This is a genomic window from Streptomyces sp. NPDC096339 (assembly GCF_044762985.1).
Lineage (GTDB): Bacteria > Actinomycetota > Actinomycetes > Streptomycetales > Streptomycetaceae > Streptomyces.
In genome coordinates this window covers 1-1,752 of sequence record NZ_JBIWFI010000079.1, presented here as the reverse complement: position 1 = coordinate 1,752, position 1,752 = coordinate 1, and the positions used below count along the sequence as shown (strand labels likewise).

Genomic DNA, 1,752 nt, shown 5'->3' with positions numbered 1-1,752 from the left:
TCAGCCCTGCCAGCTGTGCGGGGCGCGGAAGCCCGGGGTGCGTTCCAGGCGGCGCCAGCCGGCCTGGGAGCGGGGGGTGGCGGCGGTCTCGGGGGTGGCGGCGGCGCGGGCGAGGAGGATCGCGGTGATCGCGGCCAGTTCCTCGGGGGCGGCGTTGCCCTTTTCGACGCGCAGCAGGGTGTCGGTGCTCATCGGTGGCGTGTCTCCTCTTACTGCGGCGGGTTGCCGTGCTTGCGGGACGGCAGGTCGGCGTGCTTGTTGCGGAGCATGGCGAGGGCGGCCACGAGGGTCTCGCGGGTCTCGGCGGGGTCGATGACGTCGTCGACGAGGCCGCGCTCGGCCGCGTAGTACGGGTGCATCAGCTCGGCCTTGTACTCCTTGACCATGCGCACGCGCATGGCCTCGGGGTCCTCGGCGTCCGCGATCTGCTTGCGGAAGATGACGTTGGCCGCGCCCTCGGCGCCCATCACGGCGATCTCGTTGGTGGGCCAGGCGTAGGTGATGTCGGCGCCGATGGACTGGGAGTCCATGACGATGTACGCGCCGCCGTAGGCCTTGCGCAGGATCAGCGAGATCCGCGGGACGGTGGCGTTGCAGTACGCGTACAGCAGCTTGGCGCCGTGGCGGATGATGCCGCCGTGCTCCTGGTCGACGCCCGGCAGGAAGCCGGGGACGTCCAGCAGGGTGATGATCGGGATGTTGAACGCGTCGCACATCTGGACGAACCGCGCGGCCTTCTCGGAGGCCTCGATGTCCAGGACGCCGGCGAGGTGGCCGGGCTGGTTGGCGACGATGCCGACGACCTGTCCGTCCATCCGGGCCAGGGCGCAGATGATGTTGCGGGCCCAACGCTCGTGGATCTCCAGGACGTCGCCCTCGTCGACGATCTCCTCGATGACCTTGAGCATGTCGTACGGGCGGTTGCCGTCCGCGGGCACCAGGTCCAACAGCACGTCGGAGCGACGGTCGGCCGGGTCGCCGGTCTCGTGGACGGGCGGGTTCTCGCGGTTGTTGGAGGGCAGCATCGAGATGAGGTAGCGGACCTCGGAGATGCAGGTCTCCTCGTCGTCGTACGCGAAGTGCGCGACACCCGAGGTCTCGGCGTGCACGTCGGCGCCACCCAGCCCGTTCTGGGTGATCTCCTCGCCGGTCACCGCGCGGACCACGTCCGGGCCGGTGATGAACATCTGCGAGGTCTCCCGGACCATGAACACGAAGTCCGTCAACGCCGGGGAGTACGCGGCGCCGCCCGCGCACGGGCCCAGCATCACCGAGATCTGCGGGATGACACCCGAGGCCTTGGTGTTGCGCTGGAAGATGCCGCCGTAACCGGCGAGAGCGGAGACGCCCTCCTGGATACGGGCACCGGCGCCGTCGTTCAGCGAGACCAGCGGGGCACCCGCCGCGATCGCCATGTCCATGATCTTGTGGATCTTCGTCGCGTGGGCCTCGCCCAACGCACCGCCGAAGATCCGGAAATCGTGCGCGTACACGAAGACCGTACGGCCCTCGACCGTGCCCCAACCGGTGATCACACCATCCGTGTAGGGCTTCTTCGCCTCCAGGCCGAAACCGGTCGCACGGTGACGGCGCAGCTGCTCGACCTCCTTGAAGGAACCCTCGTCGAGCAGCAGCGCGATGCGCTCACGCGCGGTGAGCTTGCCCTTGGCGTGCTGGGTCTCGGTCGCGCGGTCACTCGGGCCGCGCCGCGCCTGCTCACGCAGCGAGTGCAGCTCGGCCACGCGCCCGCGG

At 69.7% G+C, this 1,752-nt stretch carries 2 protein-coding genes; both read right to left on the bottom strand.

Going from position 1 to position 1,752, the window contains the following annotated elements; genetic code table 11:
- Nucleotides 1-192 carry an acyl-CoA carboxylase subunit epsilon gene (locus ACIQ5Y_RS39840; protein ID WP_376656562.1) on the bottom strand — a complete coding sequence of 64 codons (192 nt, stop codon included), beginning with the start codon at nucleotides 190-192 and terminating at the stop codon, nucleotides 1-3.
- A 17-nt stretch (nucleotides 193-209) separates the two neighbouring features.
- The coding region (locus tag ACIQ5Y_RS39835; RefSeq protein ID WP_403892485.1) for an acyl-CoA carboxylase subunit beta at nucleotides 210-1,752 on the bottom strand (1,543 nt) is incomplete at its 5' end.